The organism is Microbacterium sp. P26 (assembly GCF_023712585.1).
In the GTDB taxonomy this organism is placed as follows: Bacteria; Actinomycetota; Actinomycetes; order Actinomycetales; family Microbacteriaceae; genus Microbacterium; species Microbacterium algihabitans_A.
The window spans coordinates 115,946-129,178 of sequence record NZ_JAMAXZ010000002.1; the positions used below are offsets into that span (position 1 = coordinate 115,946).

Below are 13,233 nucleotides of genomic sequence, written 5' to 3' on the forward strand. Positions count from 1 at the left end.
TAGGCCGAAGCGCCACCCCGGAAGCATCCGGGTCAAGACATCGAAAGGCACGGACATGGCTACCGACTCCACCACCACCCCCGCTGCGCAGAACGTCCCCCAGGCGGCGTCGCGCGTGAACCGTCCCCTCGGCGGACGCGGCCCGGAGGCCCACACCGAAGGCAAGACCACGATTGCCGAAGGCGTCGTCGCCAAGGTCGCCGGCATCGCGGCCCGTGAGGTCACCGGCGTGTACGCCCTCGGTGGCGGCGGAGCCCGCGCCCTCGGCGCCATCCGCGACGCCATCAACGCCACCGACCTGACGCAGGGCGTCAAGGTCGAGGTGGGCGAGACGCAGGCCGCCGCCGATGTGACCATCGTCGTCGAGTACGGCGCCCCCATCCAGGAGGTCGCCGACCAGGTGCGCGCCCGCGTCGCCGGAGCGATCAACCGTCTCGTCGGCCTCGAGGTCGTCGAGGTCAACGTCGACGTGAACGACGTCCACATCCCGGGCGACGAGAACAACGACGCCGAGTCCGAGAAGCGCGTCCAGTGAGCGCCAGCACGAAGGGCGCCCTCGCCGGCCTCGTCCTGGCCCTCAGCGCCCTGATCTTCGGCTTCTGGGGATTCATCCTCGTCGCCCTGTTCATGGCGATCGGTGTGGTCGTCGCCCGCATGAGCGCGGGTGAGATCGACGTCCGCAACGTCGTCAACGCCTTCAAGGGTCGGAGCACATCGTGACCACCGTCACCGCTTCCCCCGGGGTCGGCAACCGCACCGCGGTTGCCGGCCCCGGCCTCCCCGCCGGTCGGGTGAACATCGCCGACCGCGTGCTGCAGAAGACGGCCGAGCGGGCCGCCGCCGACGTGGTCGGCGTGGACGCCAAGAACGTCCACGTCGAGATCGTCTCGTCCCGCGACACCGCCGTGGTGCGCGTGTCGACGGCATTCCCCGTTCCCCGCCTCGACGACACCGAGGCCGTCCGGGCCGCCACCCCCGTGCTCGACGCGGCACGCGCGGCCCAGAGCGAACTGCGAACGCGTCTGACCCGGCTGTTCGGCCGGGAGGTCTCGCGCGTCGATCTGACGATCACGGGCGCCAGCGCCCCCCAGCGAAAGCGAGTGTTGTGATGAGCGATAGCGTGCTCCGCACCGTCGTGCGCCGCGAGACCCACTCCCCGCGCACCGCAGCGATGCTCATCGTGGTCGTGCTGCTGCTGCTCGCATTGGCCTACGCCGCGGTCGAGATCATCCTGCACCTCGTGGGCGCCCAGCCGTTGCTGGTCGGTCCCGGCGAGGCCCTGAACGCCCTCGTGGCGGCGCCGACCGCGCTCATGCCGGTCGCCTTCATCGTCGCCGGCGTCGTGCTGGCCATCCTCGGCCTGATCGTGCTGGTGCTCGCTCTCAAGCCCGGGCGCCTGTCGCGCCACGAGATGGAGTGGGGAGACCGTGCCGTCGTCGTCGACAACGGCGTCGTGGCATCGTCCCTCGCTCAGCACCTCAGCAACGAGTCGGGCATCGCTCGCGACGACATCGTCGTGGGTGTGGCCCACCGCACCGTCGACGTGGCCGTGCGTCCCCCGGTCGGCATCCCGGTCGACGAGGCGCAGTTGCGCCGCATCGTCGATGAGGAAGTCGCCGCCTACAAGCTCACCCCTGCCGTGCGCACGCACCTGCGCGTCGAGCGCCCCGACACCAAGGAGTCCCGATGAACGCCACGCGTCGCGGTCTGAACCGCTTCATCCTCTTCGTGGTCGCCCTCGTGCTGCTTGCTCTCGCGCCCCTCGCGCTGCTGGTGGGCCTCGCGCCCGGCGGCGCCGACACCTGGACGACCGTCATGGGCGGCTTCCAGGGCTGGCTCGAGTCGCTCGGCCGTGAGTCCGCCGGGTGGGGCGCCGTCGCCGCCTTCGTGGTGATCGCGATCGTGCTCATCGTCATCGCCTCGTCGGCCATCCGCGGACGCCGTCAGGCGCCGCTGCAGTCGACCGGCAGCGACAGCGCCGAAGGCCGCATCACGGTGACCGACGCGTTCGCCTCGGAGGCGCTGAAGAACGCGCTCGCCGAGCGCGACGAGATCCTGTCGTCGCGCATCACCGCCGGTGAGATCCAGCACGAGTCCGTGCTGCACGTCGCGGTGACCCCGCGGCAGAACACCTCGCCGCGTCAGGTGGCCGAGCACGTCGACACGCTCGTGTCGAACCTCGCCGCCCTCACCGGACAGAACCTGCGCGCCTACATCTCGATCCACTCGGGTCTTCGCGCCAAGCTCGCGCGCGACAACACCCGCGTGCACTGACACCCCCACGAGGAGACCTGATGTCCACCATCGATGCGACCATCGACCCGCCCGATCTCGAGGCCGCGGCGACGCTCGCGGCGACGGCCGCCGGTTCCGTTCCGGGCGTGCACGCGCTGGGCAGCCTGCTCGGTCGCGCCTCCGACGCCGTCCGCGAGCGCGTCGGCCTCGCCAGCACGGCGCCGGGTGTGAAGATCGACACCGATCGTGCCGGCGCCGTCACCGCGACCATCTCGCTGGTCGTCGACTATCCGCACAAGCTGCACGAGGTGTCGGACGAGGTCCGCCGGGCCGTTCGCACCGCGCTCGAGCCGCTCGGGCGCGAGCGCATCGACGTGGACGTCGTGGTGACCGGCGTGTTCGGTCCGTTCGACCGCGACGTCGTGGCCGAGGCGGAGGAGAAGGCGGATGCCGTCGCGGCCCGCGCGTCCGAGGTGGCCGACGATGCGAGAGCCAAGGCGAAGGACGTCGCGGATCGCGCGTCGGCGGTGGCCGATGACGCGCGTGCGCGGTCGAAGGACCTCGCGGCCAGCGCCTCGGAGACCATCGACACCGCCGTCTCGAAGACGAAGGACATCGCGGCCGGAGCCGCGGCCGCCGTCGACGAGACGGTCCGTCAGGCGCGGGAGCGCGTGGCCACAGCCGACGCCGAGTCGGACATCGAGGCCGCGGATCGCGTGACCGAGGGTCTGGAGCCCGAGCCGATCACTCCGCCCGCGGATGATCGCGGCGATGTGAGCGACGTCGTCGCCGAAGCCCTCGAGGACGCCGCGATCGACATCGCGATCGCTGCCGACGAGGTGCGCGCCGACGACAAGACCCCCGCGACCGACAGCGTGCAGTCGGTGGTCGAGGACGAGCGTCCGCGCCCCTGAGTTCGCTGACACCTGCAAGGCCCCGCTTCGGCGGGGCCTTTCTGGTTTTCACGTCGACATCTCCCCGCGGCGCGGTGCACAACGCCGGAGATTCTTCCGTCGCGTGTGTCCCAGCCGCGGAATTCTCGGGGTTCATGAACCGGCTTGCCCGAAACTCAGGAGCTGTGCACGCGCGCGGGCACTCGCACCCGACCTGGCGCGGCTCAGCGCGCGTCGAGCGCGCGCAGGTACCGCCGGGTCATCCACGCCTGCACGCGACGACCGAGGGGAGCACCGATGCGGGTGAACCAGCGGCCCGGCTTCGAGAAGGCGGCGATCTCGAAGACCACCTCGTCGTCCGGCCGAAGAGTCAGCGTGAAGCGCTCCTCGCCGCGCTCGGGGTGATCCGGCAGCGTTCCGTAGGCGAAACCCGCGACGGTGGCGGACCGCTCCGCCCACACGACCAGGCAGGGGATGCGGAAGCTCAGGATGCCGAGACCCAGCCGCATCGTGACATGCGTGCCCACGCGCATCGGCGCCTCCGACAGCGCCACCCGCGCCCCCGCGCGCCGCTGCGCCTCTCCCGCCAGCAGCAGGTCGGCCGCGCGCTCGAACTCCGCATGACCGCGGCCGATCACGCGCCGGGCGCGCACGTGGTGGTAGCCCGCGGGCATCGTGCCGGCGGTCGCGCCGACCTCGGCGTACGTCAGGCCGTCCATGCGATCACGGTAGGGCCGTGGCATCCGGATGCCGCCGGGCTTGCGCGTCGGTGAGTCGAGGCTTTCAGACGGGTGAGGCTGGCGTGGCATGCGGACATGCGCATCAGAAGCGGTGCAAGGATGACCGCATGATCGAGTTCCGCGACGCCCGCCCCGAAGATCTCGACGACATGGTCGAGGTGCAGAACGCCATCCACCGGGCGGGGCTGCGCGCGTGGGCGGTCGACGCCGACTTCGTGCGCGAGCGCTATCTCGACGGCGAACACACGATCGCTCTCACGGTGGCCGTGCGCGACGGCGTCGTGATCGGCTTCCAGTCGCTCAAGCGCGCCTGGGCGGGAAACCCGTACGGCGTGGAAGAGGGCTGGGGCATCATCGGCACCCACATCCACCCCGATATGGGGCGCAGCGGCATCGGCCGGAGCCTGTTCGCACGGTCGGTCGCGGCGGCGCAAGACGCGGGGCTCCGCCACATCGACGCCACCATCGGCGCAGACAACGCCCCCGGCCTCGCCTACTACGTGGCGATGGGCTTCGTGCCGTATCGCGAGGGTCAGGGCGAGGGCGGCATTCCGCACCGGTTCGACCTCTGACGCGAGAGTGGTGTCGGTGGCCGCGCCTACGCTGAGGGCATGCCCCTGACAGCCCCCGGTGCGCTCGCGTGATCGACGTCGCCGAGCACCTCGCCGCGATCCTCGAGGCGGTCGTGCCGCTCGAGCCCGAACCGCGCGACGTCGCGATCGCGCGCGGCCGGGTGCTGCGAGTCGCCGTGCATGCCGCGGTCGATGTGCCGGGGTTCGACTGCTCCGCGATGGACGGCTTCGCCGTGCGGGCCGACGACGTCACGGGTGCGCCGACGACCCTGCGCGTGGTCGCCGACCTGCCGGCCGGCAGCGACCTCGACCCGCCGATCGGGGCCGGCGAGGCGGTGCGCATCATGACCGGAGCCCCCGTGCCGACGCAGGCGACCGCCGTGGTGCCGTTCGAGGAGACCGCCGACGGTCTCGCGGGTGGCCTCGGCCCCGTGACGGTGCTCACGGCGCCCCGCGGCACGGGCGCGCACATTCGTCGACGCGGGTCCGACGTGCGGGCGGGGTCGCTCGTCGCGGCTGCCGGCGTCCGGCTCACCGCGGGACGGGTCGGTGCGATCGCGGCATCCGGAGTCGGGACCGTCTCGGTCGCTCGCGCCGCGCGGGTGGCGATCGTGTCGACGGGATCCGAGCTGCGACCTGCCGGCACGCCGCTGCGGCGGGGGCAGATCCCCGAGTCGAACAGCGTGCTGCTCGCCGGCCTGGCCGAAGAGGCGGGGGCACAGGTGGTGCTGCGCACGAGCGTCGACGACAGCGGCGACGGCCCGCGCCGCGCGATCGCCGCCGCCGAGGCCGCGGGCGCAGACGTCGTCGTGTTCTCGGGCGGGGTGAGCGCCGGGGCCTACGAGGTGGTGAGAAACACCCTCGGCGACCTCATGCGATTCGAGCCCGTGCGCATGCAGCCGGGCAAGCCGCAGGGCTTCGGCCGCTCCGAGGCGGGAACGCTGCTGTTCGGGCTGCCGGGCAACCCCGTCAGCGCGGCGGTGTCGTTCGAGCTCTTCGTGCGACCGGCGCTGCGCGCGCTCGAGGGCGACCGCGAGCGGGGTCGGGCCCGGGCCGTCGTGCCGTTCGCCGCCGAGTGGCGCGCGCGGCCCGAGCGGGCGCAGTACGTGCCCGTGCGGATCGACCGGTCAGACCCCGCGCATCCGGTGGCCGAGCCGGTCGAGCGGGGCACGCGGGGCTTCGGTGACGCGAACGGCCTCGCCGTGATCCCCCCGAGCGCACGGGCGACCGCCGTGGGCGAAGAGGTCGAGGTGCTGCTGTGGTGAGCGTGGATGCGATCCTGCTCGCCGGCGGACGCGCCTCACGGGTCGACGGGGCGACGAAGCCGCTGTTCGAGGTGAACGGAACGACGCTGCTGCACGCGGCGATCGCGGCCGTACGATCTCACGGCGCACAGCGGATCGTCGTGGCCGCACCCGTGCTCGCAGACGACCTCGACGTCGAGTGGGTGCGCGAAGACCCGCCCTTCGGCGGGCCGGTCGCGGGCATCGTCGCCGCCCTGTCCCGCGTGCGCGCCGACGAGGTCTTCGTGCTCGCGTGCGACCTGCCGACCGCTCGAGCTGCGCTCGACCTTCTGCCCGACGAGCTGACTCCGGATGCCGACGGCGCCTGCCTCGATGACGGGCGCCGGCAGTGGCTGATCGGCCGATATCGTTCCGCGGCGCTGCGAGAAGCGGCATCCGTCCTGCCCGACGACGGACGCGACGCCTCGATGCGCGCGTTGCTGGGCGGACTGCGCATCATCGCGATCGCCGCGGACGAGACCCTGACGCGCGACGTCGACACGTGGGACGATCTGACGCAGGCGCGGTCGTCGATCGCCCGACGGCCCGAGGAGGAGTCATGACCGAATCCCGCACGCTGCCGCCCGAGGCGCTGAACGACTGGAGCGCCGCCCTTGCGGAGCGTTTCGATCTGGCCGAGGGGGACATCCCGATCTCGCTGATCCTCGACCTCGCGCGCGACGTCGCGAACGGGGTCGCCCGCCCGGCGGCTCCGCTCAGCGCCTTCGTCGCGGGTCTGGTGGCCGGCCGCGCCGGCGGGTCACCCGCCGACACCGAAGCCGCGGTGGCCGCGGTGGTGGAGATGGCCCGCGGGTGGGAGAACCGCTGAGCCGCGAGGCGTGGGGGGCTGGTCGTCGACTGGTCGTGGGCCGAGAGGCACTGGCCCGGCACGCCGAGGAGGTGCCGAGTTTGCCAGCACTGGTCGGCGCCTCTCGCTGAGGGTCAGTCGGCCCTCAGCACGTCGACAGCGAATTCTGGCGCTATCGCGGCCAAGCGCGAGTCGTTCGTCCATAGGAGCGAGCACCCTTCCTCGAGCGCGACAGCGAGGTGCAGCGCATCTGCCGTTTGCAGGCCGGGGTTGCGAGCTCTCAGACGTGCAGCGCGGAGATAGGCGTCGGGCCCGATCGGCAACATCTCGAAACGTTCGAAGACGCTCCACATACGAAGCTGCGACTCGGCGCCTCGCTCGCGCATGGGCCCGACCATTGCTTCCAGCATCACGAGCGGGCTCGCCGCCAAGGGCGCGTGAGCCGCAGCGAGAGCCAGGCGCGCGCGGTCGCCGATGATGTCGTCGCGCTGGACGGCGTAGATGACCAGGCAGCTGTCTACATAGATCACGCCCCTGCCGCGCGATTCTCCGCGATGAGCGCCTCGATCTCTTCGACCGGTCGCGCGAGCTCGGGTGTCAGGGGGTTCTCTTCCAACCACTTCGCGAAGGCGTTGCCCGGCCGAGGCGGCTGGACGTCGATCGGAACGATCCGCGCGACCGGAACCCCGCGCCGCGCGATCGTGACCTCGACGCCGGACTCGGCTTCGGCGATCAGCTTCGAGAGGTTGTTGCGCGCCTCGAGCACGTTGTACATCATGGCGCCAGGCTAGCCAGGTTCCTGGCTAGCAAGAAGAGAATTCACCCTCGGTCGTCCCGTCATTTCGTTGCCGGGCCCTTCGACAGGCTCAGGGACCTCCCGTCGCCGGGCCCTTCGACAAGCTCAGGGACCTCCCGTCGCGTTGGCGGAGCCGCAGCGCTGTGGCAGAGCCTGTCGAAGCCCCGTCACTCACGGCCCCACGTACTGCCCGCGAGGGCGCAGACGCATCGCGGGCTCGGCGTACTCGGCGGCGATGTGCGCGGTCCACCCCGCGATCCGGCCGAGCACGAAGATGGTGCTCGCCGCGTCGTCGGGCAGGCGCGCGGCCGACACCAGGGCCGCCAGCGCGAGGTCGACGTTCGGGCGCAGCCCCGTGCGGTCGGTGACGACGGCCGAGAGGCGCTCGACGGCATCCATCGCCGAGGCCCCGTCGGGGAGCGCGGCGATCAGCGGGAACAGCGCGTCGGCGCGATCGTCACCCTCGCGGTAGAGCGGATGACCGAAGCCCGGGATGCCGCTGCCCTCGCGCAGTGTCTCCGCGAGGGCGCGCTCGGGTTCCTGTCCGCGCCGCACACGGGTGAGCAGGCGCGCGGTGCGCGTCGCCGCCGAGATGTGCAGCGGCGAATCCGCAGCTCCGAGCGCCGCGCTGATCGCGGCGTACCCGTCGGCGCGCGCCGAGGCCGCGACCCGCGCCGCAAACGTCGACACGGCCAGGTCGTGGTCCATGAGCAGCACGAGCGCGGCGTCGACGGCGGTCAGGGTCGGGGCATCCGCCGATCCCCTCCAGCCGCCGACGAGTGAGCGCGCGAGATCGACGTCGGGGGTGCCTCGGAGAGCGACCGGGAGCCCGGTGATGAGCGTCCAGCCGATGCGGTGGGCGGTCACCGCCGACGCGTCGTAGCGAAGCGGGTCGTCGGCCGCGAAGCCCGTCACCGCGGCGCGGAGTCGGTCCATGGCCCCGGCGTGCAGGGGGAGGGCCTCGACCATCGCGCGGGCGCTACCGATCGCGGGGTCGGGGGCATCGACCCGCTCCGCGCCCCACAACCACGCGACGGCCTCGGCGAACGGCGTGCCGATCAGGTCGCGGGCACGGCGACCGCGGTACAGCAGCTCGCCGTCTTCGATGTCGGCGATCTGCGTCTGCACCACGCCCAGCGGCATGCCGGTCGTGGGGTGCATCGGCGTGCGGGCGGGCGTGCGTCGACGAGCCGCGGCGAAGGCCTCGACCTCGAGGGCGTCGAAGCTCGAGCCGTGCGCGTCGCGCTCGCGGGTCAGCAGCCCGCGCGAGACGTAGGCGTAGACGGTCTCGGGTTTGACGCCGAGGCGGGCGGCGACCTGCGCGGCGGTCAGGCGGGGGAGGGCCATATTGATCCGATCAACGTTGACGCTATGACCGTCAGGTTCGCACACTGAGCCCATGAGCGACCTGATCGATGTGCCCCGCGGCCTGAACGGCGTCGTCGCGGCCGAAACGACCATCAGCGACGTCAACGGCGAGGCGGGCTGGTACCACTACCGCGGCCATGCGGCCGTCGACCTCGCGCGGTCGCACTCGTTCGAAGACGTCTGGCATCTGCTGGTGGTCGGAGAGCTTCCGGATGCCACGGCCCGAGCCTCCTTCGCCGCTCGCGTGACCGCGGAGCAGGGCGATCCCCGCCTCCCCGAGCTGATCTCCGCGGTCGCTACGCGCACCGACCGGCCGCTCGCGGCGCTGCGCGCGGTGTGGACGCTCGCGGCATCCGCCCGCTCGTCGAAACCCCTGTTCGATCTCGACCCCGCCGCCCGGCTCGACGAGGCGATCGCATTCGCGGCCATGGCACCGCTCGCCCTCGCTTCGGGTGAGGCATCGACCGGGCGGGGGATCGTCGCGGACTACCTCGCGCGGGTCACCGGGCACGACCCCGACGAGCGGCACGTGCGCGCCCTCTCGGCCTACCTGATCGCGGCGATGGACCACGGCTTCAACGCCTCGACCTTCACGGCTCGGGTCATCGCGTCGACCGGGGCCGACATGGCGTCGTGCCTCACCGGCGCCCTCGGTGCCCTGTCGGGCCCGCTGCACGGGGGAGCCCCGGCCCGCGCGCTCGACGGCCTCGACCGTGCCGGCGATGACCCGGCGGCGTGGATCGCAGGGGAGCTGCAGGCCGGGAGGCGCCTCATGGGCTTCGGGCACGCGGTGTACCGCACGAGCGACCCGCGGTCCGAGCTGCTGAGGGGTGTTGCCGAGCAGTTCGGAGGCCCGCGCGTGGCCCAGGCCCTCGCGTTCCAGGTCGAGGCCGAGCGGCAGCTCGCGGCACGGCATCCGGAACGCCCTCTGCACGCCAACGTCGAGTTCTACGCCGCCGTCGTCATGGAGGAGTGCGGCATTCCGCGCGGATTGTTCACGCCGACCTTCGCCCTGGCCCGCACGATCGGCTGGAGCGCGCACGTGCTCGAGCAGGCGGCCGACCCGAAGATCATCCGCCCCGCCGCGCGGTACGTGGGTCCGCCGTTCGCGGGGTGATCCGACGGCCCGGACGATCGGTCGGATGCGACGGACGAACGGTCGGGCGCCCCCTCCCAGGCCGGACGAGCATCGGAGCATGACCACCACCGCCCCCGTTCCCACCCCCGTCGCGGGGGTCCCCGTGATGCGCTACGGCGGACTCGTCGTCGTGATGCTGCTGAGCTTCCTGCTCGTGACGGCCGAGTTCCTCCCCAACGGCGTGCTGACCGAGATGGCCGCCGCCCTCGGCGTGACGCCCGGGCAAGCGGGTCAAACCGTCACCGTCACCGCTCTCGCGGGGTTCCTGTTCGCCCCGACCGTGGGCCTGCTCCTGCCGCGGCTCGATCGCCGCTCGCTCCTGGTCGCGGCGGCGACGTCGGCCGCGATCTCGAGCCTCGTGGTCGCGATCGCCCCGAGCCTTCCCGCGATCCTGATCGCACGCTTCCTGCTGGGCGCGGCGATCAGCGCGTTCTGGTCGATGTCGATCACCGTCGCCGCGCGCCTGTCGAGCCCCGACCGCATCGGCCGGGCGATGATGTTCGGCTCGGCGGGCCTGTCGCTGGCCACGGTCGCGGGCGTGCCGATCGGGGTCGCCCTCAGCGAGGCGCTCGACTGGAGACTGGCCTTCCTGCTCATCGCCGTCGCCACCGCCCTCGTCGGCGTCGCCGTGCGGGTGGTGCTGCCGCCCGTGCCGCCGGCGGCGGCGTCGAGCCTGCGCATCCTCGGCAATACTCTGCGCCGACCCGGCGTGTTCGGTGGCATGGCGGGTCACGTGCTCGTCGTGCTCGGCCACTTCCTCGCCTACACGTACGTGCGGCTCTCGCTCGAGCGCATCCCTGACGTCACCGCCGGCACGATCGTGCTGCTGCTCGCCCTCTTCGGTGTCGGCGGGTTCGTCGGCAACATCGCCGTCGGCATGATCGTCGACCGGGCGTTCGCCCGCCTCGCGGTCATCGGCCCCCTCGCCATCGCGCTGGCGATCGCGGCGGTCGCCCTGCTGCCCGGAGCCTTCGCCGCGGTGGCGGCGGCCGTGCTGGTGTGGGGCTTCTTCTTCTCGTCGTGGCTGATCATCGTGAACACCTGGGTGGGGCACTTCATGCCCGACCGTCTCGAGGCGGGCGGAAGCCTCGTCGTGACGGGCTTCCAGCTGGCGATCACCATCGCGGCGGGCGCCGGCGGCCTCCTCGTCGACGCCGCAGGGGTGTTCGCGGCGGATGCCATCGGCATCGCGCTCCTCATCGTCGGGGCCGTGCTGTTCGGGCTCTCTCTGCGCCCGCGCCGACCCGCGACGGTCTGAGAGCGGGCGCCGGGGCGATGCCGTCCCGGCGCCCGTCGGCGCGAGCCTTCTCAGCGGAGGGCAGCGGCGATCGCGATCTCGAGGTCGGCGACGTACGTGCTCGGCTGCTCCCACGCCGCGAAGTGCCCACCGGCCGCGTGCTCCCGGAAGGCGACGACGTCGAAGATGCGCTCGGCGAAGTCGCGCGGCGCGTTGACCAGATCCCCCGGGAACACCGAGAGCACGACGGGGACGCCGCCGGGCACCTTGTCATTGGGCGGCGGGGTGCGCAACGCGTAGGGCCCGAACGACGACCCGATCGCGCCGGTGAACCAGTACGCCGACACCCACGTGAGCACGTCGTCGGGCGGGAACACCGCGTCGATGTCGCCGGGGTGGTCGGTCCAGCGGTCGAGCTTCTCGGCGATCCACGCGAGCAGGCCCGTCGGGGAGTCGCTCAAGGCGGCCGTGAGCGTCGCGGGCTTCGTCGCCTGCTCGAGGCTGTACGCGGCCTCTTCGTCTTGCCAGGCCTGCCAACGCTGCACATAGTCGCGCTCGGCATCCGACAGGTCGTCGGGTACTCCGCCGGCGAGATGGATCTGAGAGACGTCGGTCAGATGCGCCGCGCGGACCATCCCGGGGTGGTGGCGCAGAAGAGCCTCGGCGACGTCGCAGCCGATGTCGCCCGCGCTCACGACGAAGCGCGTGTATCCGAGTCTTCGCATGGCCGTGGCGACGGCATCCGCCATCTGGATCGCCGACATCCCGCTTGCGCCCGCGTCGGGACTGAACGGAAAACCGGGGAGTGCAGGCGCGACCACCGTGTACGCGGTGAGGAGGGTGAGCACCTTCTCGAAGCGGAGCACGGAGTCGGGCCAGCCGTGCAGGAGGAGGATCACCGGAGCGTCTCCCGGCCCTCTCTGATGCACGACGCGCAGAGGAACATCGCCGTCGATGAGCTGCCACGGAAGCGCTTGGATACGCTCATCGAGCACCGACCAGTCGTAGCTCTCCTCCCACCGGGCGGCGAGCGACTCGAGCCACGCCGAGGAGATGCCCGCGGCCGCCTGACCGCCCAGGAGCGCAGCCGACCGACGGCGTCGCGACAGCCGAAGGCGGAGATCGGCGATGCCGTCTCCGGTGAGGCGAGCGGGAGCGTCGTGCGTCATGTCGCTCATCCAATCAAGGGGCGCCGGTCGGAGGATGGATCGTTCGCCGATCGGACGGAACAGTGCGTTCGACGGCGGCCCCCGGTCAGACGGTCAGCGGCCGCCGAGCGGTGCGCCAGGCCGAGGGGGCGACACCGGTGTGGCGGCGGAACGCGCGCCGGAAGCCCTCGTCCGATCCATAGCCGAGCGACCGCGACGTCTCCGACACCGAGGTGCCGGCGTCGAGCAGCTCCTTCGCCCGGCGCATGCGCACCTCTGTCACGTACGAGGCGGGCGAGGTGCCGAACACCTCGCGGAAGCGCGCGGCGAACACCGACCGCGACATCGCTCCGAGCGCCGCGAGGTGGTCGAGGGTCCACTCGCGCCCGGGGTCGTCGGCCACGGCCGCGACCACGCGGGTGAGGAACGGGTCGGCGCTGAGCGGAGGCCACGACGACTCGCGCTGGCTCGACGCCCACGTGCGCAGCGCTGACAGCAGCACGGTCGTGACCATGAGTCGGCAGATCGTCTGGTCGCCCTGGCGACCGGTGCCCGGCTTCGGGACGCCCAGGTGAGCGGCAAGTTGGGCGGCGGCCGGCTCGGCCCCGGCGAAGCCACTGACGAAGATCAGGGGCGGAAGAGCGCGCGTGTCGAGAGTCGGGACGACCTCGAGCGGCACCACCGTCACCTCGGCGCCCGACTGCGATGACACGGTCACGCCGTGGCAGCCGAGCGAGATCAGCGCGTCTCCGGCGAGAAGGGTGCGGCCCCCGTCGAGAGCGGCCGTCTCGCCGGACGCGGCATCGACCGTGCAGGCCGCACGCGCGCCGGTGCGTCCGGTGATCTCGCCTTCGCGCAGGTACACGATCGCCGCCTCGCCGCGTTTCAGCGACAGGGTGCCGCCCGCGGCGAGCGTCTGCCGCCAGGCGTGGCCCGGCCGCACGTCGATGCGTGACAGGGCGCGTTCCAGAGCGGCATCCGGCGTCATGAGACCCAGAACCGCCGCGCGGCAGGC

At 72.3% G+C, this 13,233-nt stretch carries 18 protein-coding genes; 12 read left to right on the forward strand and 6 right to left on the reverse strand.

Features of this window, described 5'->3' with window-relative positions:
* Window positions 1-55: 55 nt before the first annotated feature.
* The 6 genes from M3667_RS04145 to M3667_RS04170 are packed head-to-tail and all read left to right on the forward strand — an operon-like array spanning window position 56 to window position 3,149.
* Window positions 56-535 carry an Asp23/Gls24 family envelope stress response protein gene (locus M3667_RS04145; protein ID WP_251505336.1) on the forward strand — a complete coding sequence of 160 codons (480 nt, stop codon included), beginning with the start codon at window positions 56-58 and terminating at the stop codon, window positions 533-535.
* Window positions 532-720, forward strand: a complete 189-nt coding sequence (locus tag M3667_RS04150) for a DUF2273 domain-containing protein (protein ID WP_251505339.1) — start codon at window positions 532-534, stop codon at window positions 718-720. Before M3667_RS04145 ends, M3667_RS04150 begins: the two co-directional genes overlap by 4 nt.
* Window positions 717-1,109: an alkaline shock response membrane anchor protein AmaP gene (locus M3667_RS04155; RefSeq protein ID WP_251505343.1), complete on the forward strand. Its 393-nt coding sequence runs from the start codon at window positions 717-719 to the stop codon at window positions 1,107-1,109. The genes M3667_RS04150 and M3667_RS04155 overlap by 4 nt, the downstream gene beginning before the upstream one ends.
* Complete coding sequence (locus tag M3667_RS04160) at window positions 1,109-1,690, forward strand: DNA/RNA endonuclease G (protein WP_251505345.1); 582 nt, start codon at window positions 1,109-1,111, stop codon at window positions 1,688-1,690. The genes M3667_RS04155 and M3667_RS04160 overlap by 1 nt, the downstream gene beginning before the upstream one ends.
* Window positions 1,687-2,274, forward strand: a complete 588-nt coding sequence (locus M3667_RS04165) for a hypothetical protein (RefSeq protein WP_251505348.1) — start codon at window positions 1,687-1,689, stop codon at window positions 2,272-2,274. Before M3667_RS04160 ends, M3667_RS04165 begins: the two co-directional genes overlap by 4 nt.
* Window positions 2,275-2,294: 20 nt before the next feature.
* Entirely contained in the window at window positions 2,295-3,149 is an 855-nt protein-coding gene (locus M3667_RS04170; RefSeq protein ID WP_251505351.1) for an Asp23/Gls24 family envelope stress response protein, read from the forward strand.
* 203 nt (window positions 3,150-3,352) lie between these two features.
* On the opposite strand, the gene M3667_RS04175 is transcribed toward M3667_RS04170, so the two are convergent.
* Complete coding sequence (locus M3667_RS04175) at window positions 3,353-3,847, reverse strand: DUF1990 family protein (RefSeq protein WP_251505356.1); 495 nt, start codon at window positions 3,845-3,847, stop codon at window positions 3,353-3,355.
* A gap of 128 nt (window positions 3,848-3,975) precedes the next feature.
* Here M3667_RS04175 and M3667_RS04180 point away from each other — a divergent pair, with 128 nt between their 5' ends.
* From M3667_RS04180 to M3667_RS04195, 4 genes are all read left to right on the forward strand, one after another.
* Window positions 3,976-4,440 carry a GNAT family N-acetyltransferase gene (locus M3667_RS04180; RefSeq protein ID WP_251505359.1) on the forward strand — a complete coding sequence of 155 codons (465 nt, stop codon included), beginning with the start codon at window positions 3,976-3,978 and terminating at the stop codon, window positions 4,438-4,440.
* A gap of 68 nt (window positions 4,441-4,508) precedes the next feature.
* Window positions 4,509-5,705 (forward strand): gephyrin-like molybdotransferase Glp, encoded by a 1,197-nt coding sequence (gene glp, locus M3667_RS04185; RefSeq protein ID WP_251505364.1) that lies wholly within the window; start codon window positions 4,509-4,511, stop codon window positions 5,703-5,705.
* The gene (locus tag M3667_RS04190) at window positions 5,702-6,286 is read left to right on the forward strand and encodes a molybdenum cofactor guanylyltransferase (protein ID WP_251505367.1); all 585 of its coding nucleotides are present in this window, start codon (window positions 5,702-5,704) and stop codon (window positions 6,284-6,286) included. Before glp ends, M3667_RS04190 begins: the two co-directional genes overlap by 4 nt.
* The gene (locus M3667_RS04195; RefSeq protein ID WP_222123912.1) at window positions 6,283-6,552 is read left to right on the forward strand and encodes a DUF6457 domain-containing protein; all 270 of its coding nucleotides are present in this window, start codon (window positions 6,283-6,285) and stop codon (window positions 6,550-6,552) included. The genes M3667_RS04190 and M3667_RS04195 overlap by 4 nt, the downstream gene beginning before the upstream one ends.
* A gap of 113 nt (window positions 6,553-6,665) precedes the next feature.
* Here M3667_RS04195 and M3667_RS04200 read toward each other — a convergent pair whose 3' ends face one another.
* The 3 genes from M3667_RS04200 to M3667_RS04210 all read right to left on the reverse strand — a co-directional run bounded on the left by M3667_RS04200 (window position 6,666) and on the right by M3667_RS04210 (window position 8,674).
* Window positions 6,666-7,061: a PIN domain-containing protein gene (locus M3667_RS04200; protein ID WP_251505370.1), complete on the reverse strand. Its 396-nt coding sequence runs from the start codon at window positions 7,059-7,061 to the stop codon at window positions 6,666-6,668.
* Window positions 7,058-7,309 (reverse strand): type II toxin-antitoxin system Phd/YefM family antitoxin, encoded by a 252-nt coding sequence (locus M3667_RS04205; RefSeq protein ID WP_251505373.1) that lies wholly within the window; start codon window positions 7,307-7,309, stop codon window positions 7,058-7,060. The genes M3667_RS04200 and M3667_RS04205 overlap by 4 nt, the downstream gene beginning before the upstream one ends.
* 189 nt (window positions 7,310-7,498) lie before the next feature.
* Entirely contained in the window at window positions 7,499-8,674 is a 1,176-nt protein-coding gene (locus tag M3667_RS04210) for a citrate synthase (protein WP_251505376.1), read from the reverse strand.
* Window positions 8,675-8,726: 52 nt separating this feature from the next.
* Between M3667_RS04210 and M3667_RS04215 the strand changes: the two genes are divergently transcribed.
* Both M3667_RS04215 and M3667_RS04220 read left to right on the forward strand, forming a co-directional pair.
* Window positions 8,727-9,812, forward strand: a complete 1,086-nt coding sequence (locus tag M3667_RS04215) for a citrate/2-methylcitrate synthase (RefSeq protein ID WP_251505378.1) — start codon at window positions 8,727-8,729, stop codon at window positions 9,810-9,812.
* 79 nt (window positions 9,813-9,891) lie between these two features.
* A complete protein-coding gene (locus M3667_RS04220) occupies window positions 9,892-11,091 on the forward strand; it encodes an MFS transporter (protein WP_251505381.1) in 1,200 nt (399 codons plus the stop codon).
* Between the two features lie 50 nt (window positions 11,092-11,141).
* Here M3667_RS04220 and M3667_RS04225 read toward each other — a convergent pair whose 3' ends face one another.
* A complete protein-coding gene (locus M3667_RS04225) occupies window positions 11,142-12,239 on the reverse strand; it encodes an alpha/beta fold hydrolase (RefSeq protein ID WP_251505384.1) in 1,098 nt (365 codons plus the stop codon).
* An 85-nt stretch (window positions 12,240-12,324) separates the two neighbouring features.
* Window positions 12,325-13,206, reverse strand: coding sequence for a helix-turn-helix transcriptional regulator (locus tag M3667_RS04230; protein ID WP_251505387.1), 882 nt, complete (start codon window positions 13,204-13,206; stop codon window positions 12,325-12,327).
* Between the last annotated feature and the right edge of the window lie 27 nt (window positions 13,207-13,233).

Coding starts and splice junctions, on each gene's coding strand:
- M3667_RS04145 (WP_251505336.1), top strand. CDS start 56: ATGGCTACCGACTCCACCACCACCCCCGCTGCGCAGAACGTCCCCCAG.
- M3667_RS04160 (WP_251505345.1), top strand. CDS start 1,109: ATGAGCGATAGCGTGCTCCGCACCGTCGTGCGCCGCGAGACCCACTCC.
- M3667_RS04165 (WP_251505348.1), top strand. CDS start 1,687: ATGAACGCCACGCGTCGCGGTCTGAACCGCTTCATCCTCTTCGTGGTC.
- M3667_RS04170 (WP_251505351.1), top strand. CDS start 2,295: ATGTCCACCATCGATGCGACCATCGACCCGCCCGATCTCGAGGCCGCG.
- M3667_RS04175 (WP_251505356.1), bottom strand. CDS start 3,847: ATGGACGGCCTGACGTACGCCGAGGTCGGCGCGACCGCCGGCACGATG.
- M3667_RS04180 (WP_251505359.1), top strand. CDS start 3,976: ATGATCGAGTTCCGCGACGCCCGCCCCGAAGATCTCGACGACATGGTC.
- M3667_RS04195 (WP_222123912.1), top strand. CDS start 6,283: ATGACCGAATCCCGCACGCTGCCGCCCGAGGCGCTGAACGACTGGAGC.
- M3667_RS04205 (WP_251505373.1), bottom strand. CDS start 7,309: ATGATGTACAACGTGCTCGAGGCGCGCAACAACCTCTCGAAGCTGATC.
- M3667_RS04210 (WP_251505376.1), bottom strand. CDS start 8,674: ATGGCCCTCCCCCGCCTGACCGCCGCGCAGGTCGCCGCCCGCCTCGGC.
- M3667_RS04215 (WP_251505378.1), top strand. CDS start 8,727: ATGAGCGACCTGATCGATGTGCCCCGCGGCCTGAACGGCGTCGTCGCG.
- M3667_RS04220 (WP_251505381.1), top strand. CDS start 9,892: ATGACCACCACCGCCCCCGTTCCCACCCCCGTCGCGGGGGTCCCCGTG.
- M3667_RS04225 (WP_251505384.1), bottom strand. CDS start 12,239: ATGACGCACGACGCTCCCGCTCGCCTCACCGGAGACGGCATCGCCGAT.
- M3667_RS04230 (WP_251505387.1), bottom strand. CDS start 13,206: ATGACGCCGGATGCCGCTCTGGAACGCGCCCTGTCACGCATCGACGTG.